The organism is Hoylesella marshii DSM 16973 = JCM 13450 (genome assembly GCF_000146675.1).
GTDB classification, from domain to species: domain Bacteria; phylum Bacteroidota; class Bacteroidia; order Bacteroidales; family Bacteroidaceae; genus Prevotella; species Prevotella marshii.
Genome location: NZ_GL397214.1, coordinates 1,340,445 through 1,362,401 on the forward strand (window position 1 = coordinate 1,340,445; position 21,957 = coordinate 1,362,401).

Annotated in this window: 14 protein-coding genes; 9 read left to right on the forward strand and 5 right to left on the reverse strand. The window is 49.9% G+C overall.

Features of this window, described 5'->3' with window-relative positions:
- Nucleotides 1-7 precede the first annotated feature (7 nt).
- From HMPREF0658_RS05610 to aspA, 9 genes are all read left to right on the forward strand, one after another.
- Nucleotides 8-622 carry a DUF4129 domain-containing protein gene (locus tag HMPREF0658_RS05610; protein ID WP_006949255.1) on the forward strand — a complete coding sequence of 205 codons (615 nt, stop codon included), beginning with the start codon at nt 8-10 and terminating at the stop codon, nt 620-622.
- On the forward strand, nt 619-1,857 hold the full coding sequence (locus tag HMPREF0658_RS05615; RefSeq protein WP_006949256.1) for a DUF4350 domain-containing protein: 1,239 nt from the start codon (nt 619-621) through the stop codon (nt 1,855-1,857). The genes HMPREF0658_RS05610 and HMPREF0658_RS05615 overlap by 4 nt, the downstream gene beginning before the upstream one ends.
- A 6-nt stretch (nt 1,858-1,863) precedes the next feature.
- Nucleotides 1,864-2,838, forward strand: coding sequence for an AAA family ATPase (locus HMPREF0658_RS05620; RefSeq protein ID WP_006949257.1), 975 nt, complete (start codon nt 1,864-1,866; stop codon nt 2,836-2,838).
- Nucleotides 2,839-2,850: 12 nt separating this feature from the next.
- On the forward strand, nt 2,851-4,161 hold the full coding sequence (locus tag HMPREF0658_RS05625; RefSeq protein ID WP_006949258.1) for a DUF58 domain-containing protein: 1,311 nt from the start codon (nt 2,851-2,853) through the stop codon (nt 4,159-4,161).
- An 836-nt stretch (nt 4,162-4,997) separates the two neighbouring features.
- Nucleotides 4,998-8,288, forward strand: a complete 3,291-nt coding sequence (locus HMPREF0658_RS05630; RefSeq protein ID WP_006949259.1) for a SusC/RagA family TonB-linked outer membrane protein — start codon at nt 4,998-5,000, stop codon at nt 8,286-8,288.
- A gap of 17 nt (nt 8,289-8,305) precedes the next feature.
- Nucleotides 8,306-9,916, forward strand: coding sequence for a RagB/SusD family nutrient uptake outer membrane protein (locus HMPREF0658_RS05635; protein ID WP_006949260.1), 1,611 nt, complete (start codon nt 8,306-8,308; stop codon nt 9,914-9,916).
- A gap of 25 nt (nt 9,917-9,941) precedes the next feature.
- Nucleotides 9,942-10,772: a hypothetical protein gene (locus tag HMPREF0658_RS05640; RefSeq protein WP_006949261.1), complete on the forward strand. Its 831-nt coding sequence runs from the start codon at nt 9,942-9,944 to the stop codon at nt 10,770-10,772.
- A gap of 5 nt (nt 10,773-10,777) precedes the next feature.
- Nucleotides 10,778-12,475, forward strand: a complete 1,698-nt coding sequence (locus HMPREF0658_RS05645) for a C10 family peptidase (protein ID WP_006949262.1) — start codon at nt 10,778-10,780, stop codon at nt 12,473-12,475.
- Nucleotides 12,476-13,157: 682 nt separating this feature from the next.
- Nucleotides 13,158-14,564: an aspartate ammonia-lyase gene (aspA, locus tag HMPREF0658_RS05650; RefSeq protein ID WP_006949264.1), complete on the forward strand. Its 1,407-nt coding sequence runs from the start codon at nt 13,158-13,160 to the stop codon at nt 14,562-14,564.
- A 139-nt stretch (nt 14,565-14,703) separates the two neighbouring features.
- Here aspA and HMPREF0658_RS05655 read toward each other — a convergent pair whose 3' ends face one another.
- The 5 genes from HMPREF0658_RS05655 to HMPREF0658_RS05675 form a co-directional block, all read right to left on the reverse strand.
- Nucleotides 14,704-15,561, reverse strand: coding sequence for an enoyl-ACP reductase FabI (locus HMPREF0658_RS05655; protein ID WP_024990845.1), 858 nt, complete (start codon nt 15,559-15,561; stop codon nt 14,704-14,706).
- Nucleotides 15,562-15,677: 116 nt separating this feature from the next.
- A complete protein-coding gene (locus HMPREF0658_RS05660; RefSeq protein ID WP_006949266.1) occupies nt 15,678-16,712 on the reverse strand; it encodes a YeiH family protein in 1,035 nt (344 codons plus the stop codon).
- Nucleotides 16,713-16,729: 17 nt separating this feature from the next.
- Nucleotides 16,730-17,416, reverse strand: a complete 687-nt coding sequence (locus tag HMPREF0658_RS05665) for a phosphatase PAP2 family protein (RefSeq protein ID WP_006949267.1) — start codon at nt 17,414-17,416, stop codon at nt 16,730-16,732.
- A gap of 20 nt (nt 17,417-17,436) precedes the next feature.
- Nucleotides 17,437-19,272 (reverse strand): LTA synthase family protein, encoded by a 1,836-nt coding sequence (locus HMPREF0658_RS05670; RefSeq protein ID WP_006949268.1) that lies wholly within the window; start codon nt 19,270-19,272, stop codon nt 17,437-17,439.
- Nucleotides 19,273-19,776: 504 nt separating this feature from the next.
- Complete coding sequence (locus tag HMPREF0658_RS05675) at nt 19,777-21,957, reverse strand: DUF3857 domain-containing protein (RefSeq protein WP_006949269.1); 2,181 nt, start codon at nt 21,955-21,957, stop codon at nt 19,777-19,779.

Sequence of the window (21,957 nt, forward strand, 5' to 3'; positions counted from 1 at the left end):
CTGACCTATGGATGCCTCCATCGTAGATACGCTCGTCGTTGACACTGCCCGAATCCATGCCTTTCGCACAGATTCGGACTTCGATTACAGTCGCGAGCTCGTGCCCACAGACACGGGAATTGCAGATTGGATTTTGAAAGAAATAGGAGACATCATAGATACGCTCTTCAACAACGAGTTTACTCATCAGTACGGAGTCCTCTTCTGGACACTCCTCGGCTTGGTTCTCCTTGCGTTGGTGGCACTGTTTATCTATGTGAAACGGCCGGGACTATTCGGTCGCAACAAGCGCAACGAACAGGCATACGACGTGACCGAAGACACCATCTATGGCATCGATTTCCCACAATCCATCGCTGCGGCCTTGGAACGGGGCGATTACAATGAGGCCGCCCGTCTGATTTATTTGCATACACTGAAAGGCCTGAGCGATGCAGGGCGCATCGTCTGGCAGCCATTCAAGACCCCTACGCAGTACACTTATGAGATAAAACGGGACGATTTCTCACGACTCACAGCGCTCTTCATACGTGTGAGATACGGAAACTTTGCTGCCGACGAGGCCGTATGCGAGGAAATGCAGACGCTGTGGGCAGCTATCATGAAAGGAGAGACGGCATGAAAGGGAGCAGAATCTTTATCCTCGTCATCGTGGCGTTCCTCGCCGTCATGTTCATGGTACAGCTTTCACTGGGCAAGAAGTTCGTATGGCAACCTACTTTCAGTCATACCGACAAACAGCCGTTCGGTGCCTACGTGTTCGACACTATCATGGCAAGCACCATGAAGCAAGGTTATACGGTGACACAAAAGACGTTCTATCAATTAGAACATCAATACAGCCATCGCCGACAAGGCTACTTGATGGTTTCACAAAATGGCAGTCTCACCCGAACAGAAGCCCTATCTATTCTCAGAATGGCCGAACGGGGAGACAAAGTGATGCTGGCGGTATCGGGATATGAACTTGGAAAGATAACAGACACATTGAACCTCAGCGTAGGTTACGAGCAATTCGACTTCCAACGGCTGAAAGACAACGTCATCGAACGGGAAAATTCCGACACCATTCAATGGATGGGCGACGACAAACGCTATACCCGGGCGCAATACTACATCAACTCTGCCCTGTCGGGGTCTTGTGTTTCGCTGGACACTATACCGACAGAGGTACTCGGAATGCAAACGGGGAACGACGAGGAAGACACCCCCTGTTCGTACATCATGGCAGCATCCATGAAGTGGGGGAAGGGCAATATCATACTGATTCCCACGCCGTTGCTGTTTACCAACTACTCCATTCTTGAACCCTCGTCCACGTATTACGTGCACAGACTGATGTCGCAGTTCGGTGCTTTGCCTGTTGTCCGCGTGGAACGGCAAACGGAGGAAGAGGCAGCGATGCAGACCTCTCCCCTTACCTACTTTCTCTCACAACCGCCGTTGCAGTGGGGCATCTGCCTTTCCCTGCTCCTTATCATTGTCTTCATGGTGTTTACGGCACGGAGAAAGCAACGCATCATACCCGTCATATCCCCGCCGAAAAACCGCAGCCTCGATTTTATCAAACTCATCGGCACGCTCTATCACAGGCAGGATATGCACACAGACTTAGTAAGAAAGAAATATATCTACTTCTCTGAGGAGATTCGTAAACAGTTGGGTATTGACATCAATGACACCGATGCCGATGCCCGCAACATGCGCATACTATCGGCACAAACAGGAAAAGATGCCGAAACATTGCACGAAGAGATACGACAGTTGCGCTTCATCGCCCATTTCGACCACGAAATAGCCCTCAAAGAAATGAAAGAATACATTGACCAAATGAACGAAATCATTAACAAGCTATAGAGAATTATGGAAGAAAACGTAGAAACTCGCACAGACCTATCACAGTTTGCGCAGAAAGTAAAGGATATAAAAGCCGCCATCGCCGATGTCATTGTGGGACAAAACGAGGCCGTAGACCTGCTCCTCACAGCCATACTTGCCGACGGACATATACTGATAGAGGGTGTGCCCGGGGTGGCAAAGACACTGCTCGCACGTCTTGTCTCGCAACTCATCGACGCCCGATTCAGCCGCATTCAGTTCACCCCCGACCTCATGCCGAGCGACGTTCTCGGCACTACGGTCTTCAACATGCAGACCTCTCACTTCGACTTTCACAAGGGGCCTATCTTCGCCGACATAGTGCTTGTAGACGAAATCAACCGTGCGCCGGCCAAAACTCAGGCCGCTCTCTTTGAAGTAATGGAAGAGCGACAGGCTACCATCGATGGCAACACCCACAAGATGGGCGACCTCTATACCATCATTGCCACACAAAACCCCGTAGAACAGGAGGGTACTTACAAGCTGCCCGAGGCGCAACTCGACCGTTTTCTCATGAAACTCACCATGGGATACCCCTCCCTTGAGGAAGAAATAACCATTCTCGAACGTCACCATGCTGATGCCCGCATCGCAAAACCCGTCAACCTGCAACCCGTGATTGCCCGCGATGAACTGCTCGATATGCGCCGGCTGGTAGATAAAGTCTTTGTTGAACCCACGCTCTTGCAGTATATCGCCGCCATCGTACAGCAGACCCGCACAAGCAAAGCTGTGTATTTAGGTGCATCGCCCCGTGCTTCGGTGGCTATGCTGCGAGCTTCCAAAGCCTTTGCTTTGCTACAAGGACGAGACTTTATCACACCCGAAGACATCAAAATCGTTACGCCGCCCATACTGCAACACCGTCTCATCCTCACCGCAGAGGCAGAGATGGAGGGCTACACACCGCTGAAAGTAACGCAACGACTGATAGACAAAGTGGAAGTTCCTCAATAGCATCCGCCTGCAATGTATCTTACCCGTCGTTTCTATCTGGCTGCAACCGCCGTTGTACTCACCGTCTTCTCCGGCTACGCCTATGCCCCGTTGTTCAACTTAGGGCGTATCATGCTGTGCCTGCTTATCATCGGCACGGCGGCCGATACCATTCTGCTCTATGCCCGACGAGGTATCGAGGCCTGGCGGCAATGCTCCGACCGCTTTTCCAATGGCGACGAAAACCCCGTGAACCTGCGGGTGGAGAGCAGCTATCCCTTTACCGCACGATTAGAAGTGACCGACGAGATACCCCACATCTTCCAACGGCGGGACATCCGCTTTATGCTCTCGCTCCAACCCAACGAGGGAAAGAACGTGAACTACACCCTACGTCCCACCCAACGGGGGGTCTACGGATTCGGACTCATCCGCGTCTTCGTCTCCACTCCTCTGGGATGGGTGCAACGACGCATTACCTGCGGAGAGCCAAAAGACGTAAAAGTATATCCCTCCTACATGATGTTGCGGCAATATGAACTGTTGGCTATCAGCAACAATCTGACCGAGATGGGTATTAAGCGCATACGACGGGTAGGCAACAACACCGAGTTCGAACATATCAAGGAATACGTGAAAGGCGACGATTACCGCACCATCAATTGGAAAGCCTCGGCACGACGACACCAACTCATGGTAAACGTCTATCAAGATGAACGCTCACAACGCATCTACAACATCATAGACAAAGGTCGTGTCATGCAGCAAGCATTCCGCGGCATCACCCTTTTCGACTACGCCATCAACGCATCGCTGGTGCTCTCCTTTGTGGCCATCAACAAAGAAGACCGCGCCGGACTCATCACCTTCAACGAACGGTTCGACAATATGGTGCCGGCCTCCCGACGGCCGCACCAGATGCAGATGCTCCTCGAAGCCCTTTATGCCCAACAGACCACCTTCGGGGAATCCGATTTCTCCGCCCTTTGCATTCAGGTCGACAAGCAAGTCACCAAGCGCAGCTTGCTCGTGCTCTACACCAACTTCACAGGCACGACCAGCCTCAACCGGCAATTGTCCTATCTCATACGGCTTAACCGCCGCCATCGCCTGCTCGTTGTATTCTTTGAAGATGCAGAACTGAAAGCGTATGCACTATCCCATCCCGTCAATACGGAAGACTACTATCGGCACGTGATAGCCGATAAATTCAGATATGAGCAACGACTCATCGTCAGCATACTTCAACGCTATGGCATACAAAGTCTCCTTACCACACCCGAAAACCTAAGCGTAGATGTCATCAACAAATACTTAGAGATGAAAGCACGCCACATGTTCTAAACATCCCCCATCACCTTTTCCCGTCTTGCCCTAACAAAGATACAGAATAAACACTCTTAATGGCAAGCATTGAAGATGGTTTTCAAAGGGCTGTTTCATCGAGATGCTCTTATCTCAAAATTACGTTTCCTGATAAATCAATTTGCAGAAGTCTCTATATGAGAACTTGAGATAAGAGTATTTGAAGTATCAATCCTAACAGGGAGACTGACCACAGGCAGGGGTGAAGCAACGGGCTTACCCCTGCCTGTATTCTATTACACCTCCAACGCTCTGCTTTATTCCCCTTTTTACCAAGCCGTTGCCTTAGGCTGACATATTGCGCGCCTACAACACTTGCCTTCAATCATTAAAGGATATGATTTGTTACGAGAAAGGTTGCCGACCCATCCACATACAAACGCCACCCGTACATAGGACAAGCGCCATCTGTTTCACGAAGAAACAGCATCTGTATGGGGGATGAATGCCGACTTCTCAGTTGTTACTTTACGACCTTGAAAACTTTCAATCCAGAACTTTTGAGCATCAAATACTGAGAAACTCTCACAAAAACGGGGCGAAAAGTGATAAATGCAAACCACTGAAAAATCACCAATCAGAAAGTTTTGACGATTCCACCCCATCCTTTTACACGTAGAATGTATTTTTATTCTGTAAAATTTTAGGAAAAAGATTCGTTAATATAAAACAAATGCAGTACTTTTGTCGCGATTCTATGGGAAGTCGGGCGACTTTTACCATGAATAGGCCTATCAAGGTCTCTACACACATGCATCAATAAAAACGAATACATTGGTTATTAGCGACATAAATTATTAGTAAAAACTTAAATCATGAATCCTAAACAAAAGGAACTTCTATTATGTATTGCATTGTTGGCTCCGGCCTCTGCAAGCATGATGCCGGCGTGGGGATTGACCCTACCGCCCATGGCATCGCCTATTGAGGCCACGCAACCGCATGAACGGGTGGCCACCGGTATCGTGGAAGACGAGCATGGTGAGCCCATTATTGGTGCCACGGTGCAGGTAATCGGTACGGGTACGGGTACCATTACCGACATCAACGGCCGGTTTCGTCTCGTAATGCCTGCCGGTAAAACTCAGATTCGCGTGAGCTATGTGGGTATGGAATCACAAGACCTTCAGGCTAAAGAGAATCTGAAAATCATGTTGAAATCTGTAGCCAAAGGCCTCGACGAGGTGATTGTAGTAGCTTACGGAACGAGTAAGAAGTCAGCTTTTACAGGCTCGGCTGCCGTAGTAGACAGTAAAGAGATTGGCAAGGTTCAGGCCACCAATCCGTTGGATGCTATGAAAGGTAAAGCTGCCGGCGTGCAGATGGTGCAGGCATCGGGGCAGCCGGGTATCGGTTCTCCCACTATCCGTGTGAGAGGTATCAGTTCCATTAATGCCGGTAACGGACCTCTCATCATTGTTGACGGTTCTCCCTACGACGGTAATCTCAACATGATTAACCCCTTGGACATAGAAAGCGAGACGGTGCTCAAGGATGCCGCTTCGGCAGCGCTCTATGGTGCACGCGGTGCCAATGGTGTGATACTTATCACTACCAAGAGCGGTAAACGCGACCATTCCTCCATCTCTTTCGATGCCAAGTGGGGGCAGAACTCCCGTCAGTTGCCCGACTATAATTACATCGACCATCCTGCCGCCTATTATGAAATGTGGTACAAGGGACTTTACAACTATGCCATGGATAAACTTGGCTACAGTGCCGACAATGCTCTTGTATTCGCCAATGAGAAACTGACGGGTAACGATGCCTATGGTTTGGGGTATAATATTTACACCGTACCGCAGCACGAATTGCTCATCGGCCGTAACGGAAAGCTCAATCCTCGTGCTACATTGGGTAATACGGTGACCGGTAAAGACGGAAAGACCTACATGCTGTACCCCGACGATTGGACAGATGCCACCTTCCGTAATAGTCTCAGAGAGGAATATTCGCTGACCACAAACTACGGTACGCCTACGACAACCTTTTATATGTCTACCTCGTATCTGAAGATGAACGGTATCTCCTTGGGGTCTGACTATCGACGCATATCCGCCCGTTTCAAGGGCGATGCCCAAGTAAAGCCATGGCTGAAGCTCTTTGGTAATGTCAGTTATGCCAATTATAAGGCCAACTCACTACGCGACGATGGTAACTCGGCATCACCTTCCAATGTGTTCGCATTGACAAAGGTGGCACCCATCTATCCGCTCTACTTCCGCGATGCACAGGGAAATATACTCTACGACCAGCGGACGGGACTGCCGCTCTACGACTATGGTGATGGAGCAACCCTGCCTAATGTCAGGGCTTATATGAATCGTTCCAATCCGCTGTCGGATAATCAATTGGACAACAATGGTGCTAACGGCAACACTTTCAACGGAGCGGGCAATGCTGAAATCCGATTCCTCAAGGATTTCCGTCTGTCACTCAACAACACCGTATTCTGGGGAGACTATCGCGGTACTACCACCTATAATCCGTGGTATGGGCAAAATGCCTCGCAGAAAGGGCATGTGTATAAAAAACATGACCGCACGCTTACCTATACGTTGCAGCAGCTGTTGAATTGGCATCGCGGTTTTGGCAAACACGATGTAGAGGTCATGCTCGGTCATGAGTACTTCCGCTATCGCTACTATAACCTGAATGGCGACAAATTGAAGACATTCTCGTATCAAACAACCGAGCTGAACGGTGCCATACAAGTAGGTAACGCCTATTCTTATATGAACGAATACAATACAGAAGGTTACTTCGGGCGGGCACAATATAACTATGACAATCGCTATTTTGGCTCATTGTCGTTCCGCCGCGATGCCTCTTCGCGTTTCGACCCTGCCCATCGTTGGGGTAATTTCTGGTCGTTTGGCGGTGCATGGATGATAAACAAGGAGAATTGGTTGGTGGCTCCATGGGTAGACCAACTCAAGTTGAAACTCTCTTACGGCGAGCAGGGCAACGACAACATTGGTAATTTCCGCTATATTACCTATTATAATATAGAAAACTCCAACGGCAATGTTTCGCTTACACCTGCGTCACTTGGCAATGCCAATATCACATGGGAAAAGGGTGGAAACTTCAATGTGGGCGTGGAATTTTCGCTTTTCCATGAGCGTTTAGGTGGCGATATAGAGTACTTCTATCGTAAAACCTCCGATATGCTTTCGTGGTTCACACTGCCCGGTTCTTTCGGTTTCAAAGGCTATTGGGCTAATGTGGGTGATATGCGTAACAGCGGTGTTGAGCTGGAACTGCACGGCGACATCATCCGTACTAAGGATATCACATGGACAATGAGAGGCAACATCACGACTTACAAGAATAAGATAACACACCTGTCTCCCGCAGTAAAACGCTCCGTACTCGACGGCGTAGAAGGCTATAACAACGGCGATTACTTCTATGGTGAGGGACTGCCCATCTATTCGTGGCGCATGTTCCGTTATGCAGGTGTAGACCATGAAACGGGTGAAGCCCTTTATTATAAGAATATATATAAATATGACGGACATGGCAATCGCATGAAAGATGCTGCCGGTCACGACATCATAGAAGGCACAACTACGACCAAAAATACCGGTGAAGCGAGTTACTACAACTGTGGAACGGCATTGCCCGATGCCTACGGTGGTTTCGGCACAAGCCTTTCTGCCTATGGCTTCGACTTCTCTATGGATTTTGTCTACCAACTCGGTGGCAAGGCTTACGACAGCGGATATGCTGACGGTATGTCCTTTGCGCGAGGTATGCAGTTTCATGCCGACCTTGAGAAGGCATGGAGTCCTGCAAACAAGGGTTCCAATATCCCGCGTATTCAATATAATGACGTGAATATGGCACGCTTCTCCGACCGTTTCCTCACATCGGCAAGCTATCTCAACCTACAGAATATCACACTGGGATACACGCTGCCTGCACGTCTCATCACCCGCTTTGGGCTACAAAATGTGCGTGTTTATATGTCTGGTGAGAATATCTGGCTATGGTCTAAACGCCAAGGATTCGACCCCAGACAGAGTACCAATGGCGGTAACTCCAGCACACAATATTCACCGCTCCGTACTATTTCAGGCGGTATTTCCATCACATTCTGACCTTTAACGATAATCATATGAAAAGACTGAATATAAGATATTCCGTAGGACTATTGTTCCTTGCTGCACCACTGTTGAGCGGATGTATGAAGGAAGTGTTCCCTACCGACGTGGCAACGACCGACCAATTGGCAAAATCGCCCGACGCCACGGAGTTCCTCGTGAGTGCTATCCCCACCAAGGCCAAATCCGTATATAATTGGGACAAGTCTTATTCTTGGGGACTTGGCGGAATTATGCACATCCGCGATGTGATGACTGAAGACCTGGCCACTCTTTCCAACCGTGATTGGGACTGGTTTTGGTGGTGGTCTGAGTGCACCGATATAGGAGCACCTTGGATGTGTACGCAATACGTATGGGAATGGCATTACCAATATGTACAGGCCACTAATAATGTGATCGGTGCCGTGAACCCCGATGCAGCGACCGATGTGCAGAAAGGATACCTCGGCGTAGCTTATGCTAATCGTGCCATGATATATCTTGATATGGCACGCATGTATGAGTTTTTGCCCAATAAAGTGACAAACGGACGAAATGAGGCCGGCGTTGATGTGACCCATCTCACGGTTCCTATCGTGAAGGCCGGTATGAAAGAGGAGGACGCACGTGAGAATCCGCGTGCCACACGTGAGGAGATGGCAAAGTTCATTGCTGCAGATCTCGATGAAGCAGCCAAATATCTGCCCTTGCTGGTCAGCACACGCAACAAGACGTTCCCCGATATGGCTTGTGTAGAAGGCCTACGTGCACGGTTGGCTATGTGGCTGGAAGACTATCCCGAAGCCGAACGCCATGCCCGTCTGGCTATCAATGCTGCCGGTCTGCATCCCATGTCGAAAGACGACTGTCTGAATGTCGCTACCGGCTTCAATCAGATAGACAAGTGGATGTGGGGTGTTCAGTACACCGACCAAGACGAAGCTCTTGTAGACGAGTGGCTCAACTGGACATCGTGGATGTGTAACGAGACCCGCTACGGATATGCTCGGAAGGGTGCCTTTCAGCTGATTGGAAAGAGTGTATATGACCGCATTTCCAACACCGATTTCCGTAAGTTGGAATGGAAAGCGCCGGAAAGTTCGGCATTATACGACCAAGTACCTTTCCTCAAACCGGCCTACAAACAGAGCCTACCCACCTACGCATCGGTAAAGTTCCGTCCCAATCAGGGCAACGATGAGGCTTTCAAGGTTGGCGAATCCTCGGCTTATCCCATTATGCGTGTCGAAGAGATGTACTTCATAGAGGCAGAAGCAGCTGCTCATCAGGATATTTCCCGTGGGAAACAGCTCATTGAGAACTTCATGAAACAGTATCGTGACCCATCATACACCTGTAGCGCTACTACAACAGATGCCTTGGTAGAGGAGATTGTGTTTCAGAAGCGTATCGAACTATGGGGCGAAGGACAGACCTTCTTTGACATAAAGCGACTTAACTATTCCGTTACGCGCGGTTATACAGGTACCAACTTCGAGCCTACCGAACGCCTCAATACCGATGGACGGCCGGCATGGATGAACTTCGTTATCGTAGACCAAGAAGTGATGTCTAACCCCATCCTCACAGACCATAACAATCCCGACCCCTCCGGTCTCTATACTCCGTGGACGGGACATTGATGAACCAACCCTATAAAGATGACAAATGATGAATTCTATAAAGAGAAAAACAACAGGCATATTGATGCTTGCAACCTTGTTGCTATGTGCTTGTGTAGACGATTATACCTATAGAGGAGCTTCCCTCTCCGGTGAAGGCAATGCTTTCATTGTGGGGAATGCCGTGACAACATTAGGTTTCCGACCCGGCGACCCGCTCACATTTACCGTTACCGTGCAGCGTCCCGACAGCAGCGAGGCCGGTACCGTACATCTCACAACCGGCAGCAGCATTGTTACCGTTCCTGAAGCCATCAGCTTTGCAAAGGGAGAAGGACGCAAGACCGTCACCCTTCCTTTCCAAAGCCAAGAGGCAACGACCGATACGGTGAAGATAAGTGTGGCACCCACCGATGCCTCTAACTACGGCATCACTTCTACGACCTATATCCTTAAGCATTATAAGGTGCATCATGTAGACTACGTTTCGGCATGGTTCGGAAAGACTTGGAACAACCTCGAAATGCTGGAAGCCGGCAATGGAAACTACCGTTTCACCATTCCGCTTACCGATGCCAACGGCAAAGCATTTCAACCTATCGACCTTTACAAACGTGCCGACGGCTCTATCTATGTCTATCCGCAAGACGTATATGCAGCACGCAGCAATAAGGGAGATATAGTGGCATTGCGTGTGGTAGGCAATTGGAAAGGCGATGCCAGCCGACTTTACAGCGATGCCGACATAGCAAAGGTCAGTGCACTTGCCGGAGGTTACAACAGCCATGACGATGCTTTCTACCTGAACTTCGCATGGTATGGACCCAACTATGGCTGGTGGGGATGGAACGATGAGAAATTTTATTTCCTTGATTAGCCAATATGAAGAAGATTCTGATAGCAATGATATGCCTCTTTGCCCTAACAGCAAAGGCGGCAATACGGACAGATAAGGAGATGAGTCAGGCTGCGTGCCAGGCACTCTCCGCCCTCTCCGGTAATGCTTCTCTCGCAAAAGGCATGGGAGAAATACCCTCTGCCGGCATAGAAAAGCTGTATGACGACAGCCAATTGGCCGTGTTCGGGTCGTCAGAAGCGGGTTATGCACTCGTTTCCTACGACGATACATGGCCGGCAGTATTGGCCTGCTCACCCCATGCTTTCCGAGGTGTGAGTGCGCCACTATCATGGTATATGCAGGCAGTGAAGCAGGCGATGGCCTACAGGCAGGCAACTACAGCCACACTTCCCGCAAGTTATGGCTACGCAGCAGCCGTAGAGCCATTCGTTGAAACCCATTGGGGACAAACAAAGCCCTACAATGACCTCTGCCCCACTAACGCCTCGGGCGAGCATTATCTTACGGGATGCGTGGCCACATCCATGGCGCAAATCATGCGCTATTACAGGTATCCCATCCACGGTACCGGCACCAATACCTATGGATTCACCCCTCAAGGCGAAGGCGGTACGGGTTATAACATCAGCGTAGACTTCAGTGCTGCCACCTATGATTGGGAAAATATGATTCCCTCTTATAAGAACGGATATACTCAGCAGCAAGCCCATGCCGTAAGTACCATCATGTATCACTGCGGCGTAGCCGTAAGCATGCAATATTCTATGACGTTCAGCGGCGCTTTCAGCCGTGAGGCTCGCGAGGCCTTCATCAAGTATTTCGGCTACGACAGTGGTGCCAACCTCTGTTCGCGCGACTTCTATTCCGCCAACGAATGGATGCGTATGGTCTATGGAGAACTCAATGCACATCGTCCTATCTACTACACGGGAACAGACAAAAATGCAGGAGGCCATGCCTTTGTGCTCTGCGGATACGATGCGCAGGGGCGCGTATGGGTGAACTGGGGATGGGATGGCAACGACGATGGCTACTTCAATATCGCCCTCCTCAACCCCGGAAGCCAATCATATTCGGCTTATCAAGACATGGTTATCGGCATCAGTCCCCAAAAGGTGATGGAGCATGAATCCCACCTTTGTATGGACCACCCCTTTACCGTGAGCCGTGCAGGCAAGAATATCTCGCTCAATGGAAGCGACATTATCAACCGTGGCGGTGCACCTTTTACAGGGCGCGTAGCTGTAATTATGCAAAAGGGGAACCGGCAAGTGGTGCTCTGCTCTACAGACATCACATCGCCCGTGGCCAACTACGACAGATACTCCGTTTCCTCACTCTATACCGTGCACCCGTTGCCTGCGGATATCGACGACGGAGTGTGGCGCGTATTCATGGGTTCACGCGATAGCGAAGATACCGAATGGCGATTGGTACGACATTGGAACGGCAACGCAAACAACTACAACAGTGCGATGGTTACTATCAGCAACAGGCGCATCACAAACGTATCTCAGGAGCTCGACGACAAATGGTTTACCACCGGCATCACCTCTGCCGACATGGATGTGCCCCTTTCAACACCCATCCGGGTTTACGATGTGCAGGGGCGTCAGTTGCTCACCGCGCCTACCGGCGATTTTAATCCCTCAACCATGCTGCCCGCCCATGGCACCTTTATCGTGAAGCAAGGCAAACGAACATGGAAGATATGCCGATAAACGAGTGGCGTTTATAACCCCTCAAGGGGCAACAGAAGATAGAGGATGTGGCTGCATTGACACATCCTCTTCTATTTTCTCGCCTTCTGTGTGTGCATAGGATGCGTTCCTGTCATACGCGAGTTTGGGATAAGGTTATCTGGACTGTAAGTTCCGACGGGGCGAAAGACCTTAGGCAGGGCGTGGAGTTCGTTGCCTCACCCCTGCCTGTATTCTATCGCACTGACAGCGCTCTACTTTGTTATACCCCTCTTACCCCAAAGCGTTACCTTGGGCTGACATGTTTCGCGCTTGCAGCGCTTGCCTTTCAATTATCAAGGGGTACGATTTGCCGTGGAAAAGGTTGCCGACCTTTCCATGTACAGATGGCGTTTGTCCTATGTACAGGTGGCGTTTGTTCTATGCACAGATGCCGTTTGTACAAGGTCATATATCTCCAACTCGCATAATGACTGTAACTTTACAAAACGACAGATAGCGCAGCTCTTCATGGTTAATTATACTTAATAATTGAACAGAATGGGGTCAACGAGCCTATATTTTATATATATTTGTCATGTCTAATAGCTAAAAACCGATACTGACATCCCAGCACACTTACAATATGATGCCATAGAGGGGCTGGCATGTGCAATATTCAAAGGAAATACACTGACCATCATCATTTAATACAATATAGAAAATGGAAGACAAGAAATTCAGAGTTGAGGCCGACCTATTGGGTGAACTCAACGTTCCCGTCAATGCTTATTATGGCGTGCAGACGCAGAGGGGTATCAACAACTACCAAATTTCCAACGCGAAGATGAGCGACTACCCCGATTATGTGATAGCCATGGCCTATGTAAAACTTGCTGCCGTAGAAGCTAACCACGAGGTTGGACTCATCAACGACGAGATAACCAATGCCATCGCACAGGCTTGCAAAGAGATTATAGACGGCAAGTGGCACGAAGACTTCCCCGTAGACATGGTACAGGGTGGCGCAGGCACCTCGGTAAACATGAATGCCAACGAGGTAATAGCTAACCGTGCATTGGAAATTATGGGGCATAAGCGGGGCGAATATCAGTACTGCTCGCCCAACGACCATGTGAACTGCGCACAGTCTACTAACGATGCCTACCCCACAGCCATCCGCTTGGCCGTGGTACGCATGAACAAAGGATTGGTGGCAAGTCTTACCGACTTGGTGAAAGCTTTCCGCAAGAAAGCCGAAGAATTCAAGGACAATATCAAGATGGGACGCACACAGTTGCAGGATGCCGTGCCCATGACATCGGGTCAGGAGTTCGCTGCATTTGCTAACAACCTCGAAGAAGAGTTGGCTAACTTAGAGTACAATGTAGGCATGCTTCGTGAAATCAATATGGGCGGAACTGCTATCGGTACGGGGCTGAATGCCGTTCCGGGTTATGCCAAAAAGTGTACGGAACGCCTGAGTGCCCTTACCGGCGAACCTCTCGTATTGGCCAAAGACCTCGTGGAAGCTACTCCCGATACCGGCGACTATGTGAGCTATTCGGGTGCACTGAAGCGTCTTGCCGTGAAACTGTCTAAGATATGTAACGACCTGCGCCTGATGGCTTCCGGTCCCCGTTGCGGTCTGCATGAAATCAATCTGCCCCCCATGGCTCCTGGGTCTTCTATCATGCCAGGCAAAGTGAACCCTGTTATCCCCGAAGTAACCAATCAGGTGTGCTTCAAGGTGATAGGCAACGATACCACCATCAATATGGCAGCCGAGGCCGGACAGCTTCAGCTCAACGTGATGGAGCCGATTATTACCGAATGTCTCTTCGAGAGTATCGAGTGGCTTCGTAAGGTGATGAATACACTAAGGGAGAAGTGCATAGAAGGCATTACTGTCAATGCTGCCCACAATATGAACACGGTGAAAAACAGTATCGGTATCGTGACGGCACTGAACCCCTACATCGGCTATAAGAACAGTACGAAAGTGGCTAAAGAATCGCTGGAAACGGGTAAGTCGGTCTACGACATTGTGCTTGAGAAAGGCCTGCTCACCAAGGAGCAACTCGACAGCATGCTCGACCCGAAGAAGATGCTTAACGCACACAATCTCTGAACCCCATCGGGACAGTACTATAGATTAAGAGAAAGAGACCTCCATGCAAGATGGAAGTCTCTTTCTCTTAATTGTGCCCAATCGCCACTGCAACATACTGTTGCGGGTGAAATGGGCAGATAGAATGTCTGTTCGAAAATTATCCGTAGATAATTTTGCCGTTCTCGTCTTCGTAAGGGGCGAGGTCTTTGCTGTACTGATTCATGGCACGCAAGCTCATACCCATATTCGAGAAACCACCGTCGTGGAAGAGTGTCTGCATAGTTACCTTACGGGTAAGGTCGCTAAAGAGTGTCACACAATAGTCAGCGCATTCGCCAGCAGTGGCATTACCGAGCGGCGACATCTTATCGGCAAAGTCCATCATGTTATCAATGTCCTTGATACCCTTGCCGGCTGTGGTCTCTGTAGGTGACTGTGAGATGGTATTGATACGCACATGCTTCTCGCGTCCGTATATATATCCGAAGCTACGGGCTATACTCTCGAGCAGACTTTTCGCGTCAGCCATGTCATTATAACCGAAGAACGTGCGATGGGAAGCGATATAAGTGAGGGCTACCACTGATCCATATTCAGCGATAGCATCGATCTTCTTGGCTGCCTGCAACATCTTATGAAACGATATAGCTGATATATCCAGCGTCTTGTTCAGCCAATTGTAGTCAAGGTCGTCGTAGGTGCGACGCTTGCGCACGTTGGGACTCATACCGATGGAGTGGAGCACGAAATCTATCTTTCCCCCAAGCTGTTCCTGCGCCTGAGTGAATACGTTTTCCAAATCCTCGTAGTTCGTAGCATCTGCAGCGATGACCGGTGCGTCTATCTTCTTGGCAAGTTCGTCGAGTTCGCCCATACGCAAGGCCATCTCGGTGTTACTCAATGCAATCTTCGCACCCTCTTCGACACAGCGTTCAGCTACTTTCCATGCTATGGACAAGTTGTTTAGTGCACCGAAAATGATGCCACGCTTACCTTCTAATAAATGATATGCCATATTGATTTGTTTAGTTTTCATCGGCAAAAGTACATATTTTATGGCAGATAAGCAAGAAAAGAATCATAAATCGGTGGCGCAGAGAATGGAAACGAAGCGGCATCGAATCGCCGTACTTACGTCATAACGGGGAGCAAATATTTGACAATGCAATAGCCGCCGCCTATGAGCCAGCCATACAGCAATGCCGCCAAGAGGAATGGTTTTGCGCCTGCTTTCTTGAATTTATCGATACTTGTTTCTGCTCCCAATGCCGTCATGGCCATGGTGAGTAGGAATGTGTCGAGGGTATTGATGCCCGAAACGAGGGTATCGGGTAGGAAGTTGAAAGAGTTGAAAGTAATAACAACTAAGAATAAGATGGCAAACCAAGGTATGGAGATGCCTTTGCGCTGGGTCTGCTCTGCCTCACTGCCTTGCGGATTGTGAGCAACAAACCAACTGACAATTAGCAATACGGGCACAAGCATCATCACTCTGATCATCTTCACAATGATGGCCGGGTCGGACACGGTCTTACCCATCACGTTGCCCGCTCCTACTACGTGTGCCACCTCGTGCACCGTAGACCCCGTCATGATGCCCATCTCTTCGGGTGTCAGTGCGAAGAAGCCGTTGTGATAGAGTACAGGGTAAAGAAACATAGACAGCGTTCCGAAGATAACCACTGTCGATACGGCGACGGCTGTCTTATAGGGCTTGGCATGAATAGCCCCCTCTGTGCCCAACACGGCTGCCGCTCCGCAGATGGCGCTGCCTACCGACGTTAGCAGGGCGATGCTACGGTCGAGCCGGAGCAGTCGGCCGAGGCCGATACCGCCAAGCACGGTTGTGCATACGATGATGGCATCGGCCACGATGGCCGGCATGCCTACGGCTGTGACGTCTTGTAGCGTCAGTCGGAATCCATACAGGATAATGCCGATGCGCAGAATACGTTTCGCACAGAACGTGATACCGGGCACCCACGTTTCGGGTAGGTTATTGCGCAGGCTGTTGGCATAGAGCATGCCCAAGAGGATGCCGATAATCATCGGACTGATGGAGAGTTGTGTAGCCCACGTCATATCACCGAGGTAGAATGCGGCCAGCGAGAAGAGGGCTATCAACAGGATTCCGTGGAGCATACTGCTCCGTTTCTCATTCAGCATAGTACGAATATTTTAGTTTATATCCACTGCATGTAGTCGCAGAGGCTGTAGACAAAGATACAGAAGATGGTGAGCAGCCCCACGATAACGGGGAGATAGACATGCCGCACGTCGTCGGGGTGTTGGTGTTTTGTGAGTAACAGGAAGACTTTGTAAACCACTGTAGCACATACAAACCCTAACAGTGCACCTACGAGCAAGTCGCCCGGATAGTGTACGCCGAGGTATACGCGCGTCCAACACATCAGCAGTGACCAAAGCACAGTGAAGAATGTGAGCCAGTGGCGACGGTAAATGTAGGCCACAAAACACGTGAATCCCCATCCGTTGGCGGCGTGTGCAGAGGGGAAGCCATATTCTCCGCCACGGTAATCGTTTACCACGTGCACCATGTGTGATATGGGGTTGTCGAGGTTACTGGGGCGTAAGCGCCCTACATAGGGGCGGATGAGTGTAGAGCAGATTTGGTCTGACAAGGCAATGATAGCTATGGCTGTGAGCAGGCAACCGAGCGCTACACGCCATGAGAAGGTGCGCACGAGCACATAGAAAAAGCTCATGTAGAGGGGTACCCACACGAACTTGGCACTATAGATATACATGAACTCGTCCCAGAATGTGGAATGGACTTGGTTGATGTGCAGCAGTACGAAAGTGTCCCACTTGATGAGTTCTCCTAAGAGGGTGAGGAAGAGGCTTTCCATGGATAGAAATGTTGTTGCTGTTATCGGTGGGCGATGTCGTCGTAGAGCGTTTGCAGATAGGCTTGCCCCTTGCGAAGGTTGGTGCCTTTGTGCGCTCCGTTGTCTACTACGATGCGTCCGGATTGGTTGTCGAAGATGAGTTGATTGTCGTCGGTTACGAGACCGAAAGCGTCGGGAATGGTAAAGAATGCGAAATGGGGTGACGAGGCATCGGTCATATCCTTACTGAAGAGGAAGGCTTTGTGGGAGACGCCGAGCTGTGCAAGTAGGGTGGCAGCGATGTCTTGTTGCGACCCGATGACATCGAGGCGGCAGGGCTTTTTCACGGCACCCCCCGATAGGATGAGCGGTATCTGGAAACGTTCGAGCGACAGGTTGTCGATGTTTTCAGGATAAGCCCCCAAATGGTCGGGCACCAATACGAGGAGCGTATTCTTCCATGCGGGTAATCGGCACAGTTCGGCCACGAAGCGTCCTACGCAATCATCGGTATAGGCGAAAGCATTGAGGCGAATGTCGGACAGTCGTTTGTAGGGCACATCAAACGGCTCATGGCTGCTGGAAGTCTGTAGCACGCGGAGCATGGGTTTATCGGTGTGGTCTGCTCGTATGTCGTCAAGCAGACGGCGGAACACCAGATGGTCGGCTACACCCCATTTACTCATACGCGAAGAGAGGGGAAAATCCGTATCTGAGATGATGTCTTGGAAACCTGAAGACACGAGATATGAGCGCATGTTGGTGAAGTCTGCGTCGCCGCCGTAGAAATAGCGTGTATTGTAGCCGACACGGCGTAGACTTTGAGCTATTGACGGTAGCGATGCTGTCTTGTGTGGATACTTCATGATGCTCATAGTCGGTTGGGCAGGGTACCCGCTCAAAACGGCTACCAGACCGCGGTCGGTGCGGAAACTGTTGGCATAAAAACGGGTGAAGAGTACGCCTTTGCGCGCTATGCGGTCGAGGTTGACCGCCACATCTGTGCGACCTCCTAACTCACCCATGAGCTTTGAGGAGAAACTTTCAAGGATGACGATGACCACATTGGGGCGTGTTGTATTCAGTAAGCACAGCCGTTTGGGGGGTATGTTGGGAGTTGCGATGCTGCGGTCTTGCATGTCGCGGAATATTTTCTGCGCCTCATCGGCGGGCATGAAGCGGTATTGCTCGGCGAAGTTCTCCTGATGGGAAACCGATTCAAAGAAGCTGAAGAGCGGGTTTACAGCAGCATGGTTCAGCCTCATGTTATCGCTGAAAAACGCTTTACCCGTGTTGTTGGTGCCTACGGTAACACCTCCTCTGATGGGAATAAACAGCAAACCTGTGAGCAGCAACAGCATGAAAGTGGCACCCCATCGTTTGAAATCTGTGCGGATAGGCCTGAAACAAGCCCTCATGATGCGGTAAATGAGGTAGGCATAGAGGGCGAAAGCACCCACACCGAGCAGAATATATCCGATACTTACACTGGCAAAGGCGGCTTTTGGCGAAGAAAATAAGTAGAAGAGGGGGGTGGAATCAAGGGGGAATCCCCAATATTCGTAGAGGGCGAGATTGGCTACAAAGGCGAGAGAAATGAGTGTGGCTGCTATTCCGAAATAGATTCTTGCGACCTTATAAAGCCAAGGGCGTTCCGTCCAGACAGACAGCAGTAGGAAAAGGCCGGGGAATACGGTGAGATAAGCAGCCATGGAGAGGTCTAATACAAGGCCGTGGGCTACCACGTTGAGCCAGTTTGCTACCGGTATTCCAGCAAAAAAAGAGGGGTACAGCGCCATGAACAAAGGCTTTTGTATGGCAAAAAGCAGTACCCACAGGCCATAGAGTGTGAAGAATCTGATGACTCTGCCTTTCATATCTGTCCGTCTGTGATGTTGTACTGTTCGTGTTTATTGTCTGATGCAAAGGTAGTTAAAATCTTATAAATATCCAAGGAACATCAGAAAACTTTGTCGATTTTATCTCATCTGTCCTATGAAAGGATGAGGGAGAAATACCCAAAACTTTCCAATTCGTGGTTTTTCAATGGCGTGAATTTATCACTTTTCACCCCCGTTTTTGTGAGAGTTTCTCGGTATTTGATGCTCAAAAGTTCGAGATTATAAGTTTTAAGGGTCGTAAAGTTACGATTGATAAGTCGGCATTCATACCGCGTACAGATGGCGTTTGTACCATGTACAGATACGGTTTGTACAAGGCAAGGTCGGCAACCTTTCTTGCAGCAAACGACATCTATTGTCGGACTCTTTTGCCCCTCAGCGCTTCTGTATAGGCTCTTATGACCGGTTAGGGGTAAAAGAACGCCCGTTATAACGGTGGTTATACGGGCGTTCTGTGTGGATAGGACGGTATGAGGTGAGTTATTTTTTCAGCACCACTTGCCGTGCAGTGTAGGCGTAGCATGCATCTACGATATCAAGCAATGCCTGCCAATTGGCGACCGGTTCGTTTTTGTGGTCGTAGCGTTTCACGACGTGGAGGAGGAGTTTGCCCCCTTCGCTCTTAGCTGTGGCCATGAAAGCACCGGCAGCATTCTGTACATTCGTATTGAGCTTCTGCAATCCTTCGGCCGACACTTTGTAACCTGCGGGCAGGTCTACGGCAATATTCCATTCCGTTTGTCGGGCGCACATCCTGTTGATATCGGCATCGCGCTTGCGGTCGTTTCCCTCTATTTTCTGTACGTCGCCGATGAGTTTGCCCACGGAGAGCACGATGTTGCTGCCAGCTTTTTTCACCAAACCATCGAGCGTATAGCGCATATTGTAGACGAATGCGGCACTGTCGGGGCTGTTGCCGATGGTTACAATCTTATAGGAGAGCAACTCTTTGGCATCTTCACCCTGATAGTATTTGATTTCTTTCTTGAAGTCGTCTATCTGTTGCTTGCGCACTTCCTTGAGCGATGCCTCTCTCGACCTCGTGGCGCGCTTACCCAAGGTGGTAGCCAAGTCTTTGTCTTCCTTCATGCGTTGCTTGTAGGAGTCAAACAGGTTGTCGGGTGTGCAGAGGTCGGTCTGCCAGAGTTCTTTCAATGCACCCGATTGTGACTCTGTGCGGTCGATGGTCACCTCTGTTCCATTGAGGGTTACGCGGATGTCGGCCACGTCGCGGTTGTCTGATGCTTTGCTCACGGGCAGGGTGATGGTTTGGTATTTCCCGTCTTCAAAGGGCTTTTTCTCGTCAATACTCAGGATAGCCTTTTTACCTTGGAACTCGGAGGGAATCTCACCGGGCACGACAGAAACGGGGCCGTAACCAAAGTAGTATTTCTCGCTGTTGCGGAGTTTCACGAACCAACGTGTATGGAGCCAGTAGGTGAGTTTATCGACGTCGGCCTCGTTGTCGTCGGTCGTGATACCAAACACGGCAGGAATGCCGGCATCTTTCAGCAGGGTGTAGTATTGCAGGGCGACACGTGTGTCGCGGTAGTAGTTGAACCAGTACTTCAGATGATAGAAATACACGAGGTCGTAGATATAGTCTGCGCGCTTTGTCTCGTCGGGTATATCCTTTTTGGCTTGCTTAGCGAGTTTCTTCAGCTCGGGGAAGTCGCCATATTTATAGACGGGATAACGGATGCCGATAAGCCTCCATACATCTCTTTGAATGAGCTTCGGGTCGGGATTGGCCGTAATTCCTTTCTTCTTCGCACAGTCAGGGCGCTGTTCGCCTTCCACCTTGCAGATAGCTGCCAATAGGATACCCGGGGTTTGCAGTGTTTCATCATACCAGAGCGAAGGTGTGCATTTCTCTTGATTCAACATCTCTGCATCGAGCACGTAGTTACCTTCTTTATCGGTCGATTCCGTTACTTTCGGTGCACCGTTCAGGGAGCGATACAACACGGTAAAGTCTTTGTCGATATCGCAGTGCAGACGATTCCACAATACGGGATAGTCTTCTTTGAACTTGAAAAAGAACGGGTCGTAGTTGTGTTCTGCGAACTCGTCGCTTTCGTAGACAAACACATCAATAGCATCGCCCACTTCCAATCCGGGCACGGCCAGCTTCTGTCGTTCCTGTTTGTCTTTCTTTCCTTCGGTGGCCGACACATAGTCGTCGGTGCTGATTTCCTTGATGGTACCGTCGGGTTTGACGATACGCACACCGAGCACCACTTTCCCCTTCTCGCGCCATCCGTTGTTGCTGTAGCCGGTTGTCGTGGTACGGTAGTCGAACTCTGAAAATCGTTTTAACGCTACGTCATCGTTGATATAGATGAGTACGCGATGGAGGTCGTTGCAATAGAGTTTCCGCAGTTTGAACGATTGGCCTTGACGCATCAGCGTTCCCCAACTGAACTTTGCCGAGCGTACCATCTCTACGTCTCGGTAGTTGGCCAAAATGATGGCCGATTCGGTTTTGTACTTTGCCGGACAGTCATGTTTCTTGAACTGGGGCATATCCATTGCCCAGATACGTTTGCGGGTAGCATCGGCAAACTCCTTGTAGTCTTTCTTGCTGTCGGCCGATGTATGCTCCACGGCAGCAAACAACAACAGTATCGCCCATGCGATACGACATAAAACCTTTTTCAT

Coding starts and splice junctions, on each gene's coding strand:
- HMPREF0658_RS05610 (WP_006949255.1), top strand. CDS start 8: ATGGATGCCTCCATCGTAGATACGCTCGTCGTTGACACTGCCCGAATC.
- HMPREF0658_RS05615 (WP_006949256.1), top strand. CDS start 619: ATGAAAGGGAGCAGAATCTTTATCCTCGTCATCGTGGCGTTCCTCGCC.
- HMPREF0658_RS05620 (WP_006949257.1), top strand. CDS start 1,864: ATGGAAGAAAACGTAGAAACTCGCACAGACCTATCACAGTTTGCGCAG.
- HMPREF0658_RS05625 (WP_006949258.1), top strand. CDS start 2,851: ATGTATCTTACCCGTCGTTTCTATCTGGCTGCAACCGCCGTTGTACTC.
- HMPREF0658_RS05630 (WP_006949259.1), top strand. CDS start 4,998: ATGAATCCTAAACAAAAGGAACTTCTATTATGTATTGCATTGTTGGCT.
- HMPREF0658_RS05635 (WP_006949260.1), top strand. CDS start 8,306: ATGAAAAGACTGAATATAAGATATTCCGTAGGACTATTGTTCCTTGCT.
- HMPREF0658_RS05640 (WP_006949261.1), top strand. CDS start 9,942: ATGATGAATTCTATAAAGAGAAAAACAACAGGCATATTGATGCTTGCA.
- HMPREF0658_RS05645 (WP_006949262.1), top strand. CDS start 10,778: ATGAAGAAGATTCTGATAGCAATGATATGCCTCTTTGCCCTAACAGCA.
- aspA (WP_006949264.1), top strand. CDS start 13,158: ATGGAAGACAAGAAATTCAGAGTTGAGGCCGACCTATTGGGTGAACTC.
- HMPREF0658_RS05655 (WP_024990845.1), bottom strand. CDS start 15,561: ATGGCATATCATTTATTAGAAGGTAAGCGTGGCATCATTTTCGGTGCA.
- HMPREF0658_RS05660 (WP_006949266.1), bottom strand. CDS start 16,712: ATGCTGAATGAGAAACGGAGCAGTATGCTCCACGGAATCCTGTTGATA.
- HMPREF0658_RS05665 (WP_006949267.1), bottom strand. CDS start 17,416: ATGGAAAGCCTCTTCCTCACCCTCTTAGGAGAACTCATCAAGTGGGAC.
- HMPREF0658_RS05670 (WP_006949268.1), bottom strand. CDS start 19,272: ATGAAAGGCAGAGTCATCAGATTCTTCACACTCTATGGCCTGTGGGTA.
- HMPREF0658_RS05675 (WP_006949269.1), bottom strand. CDS start 21,957: ATGAAAAAGGTTTTATGTCGTATCGCATGGGCGATACTGTTGTTGTTT.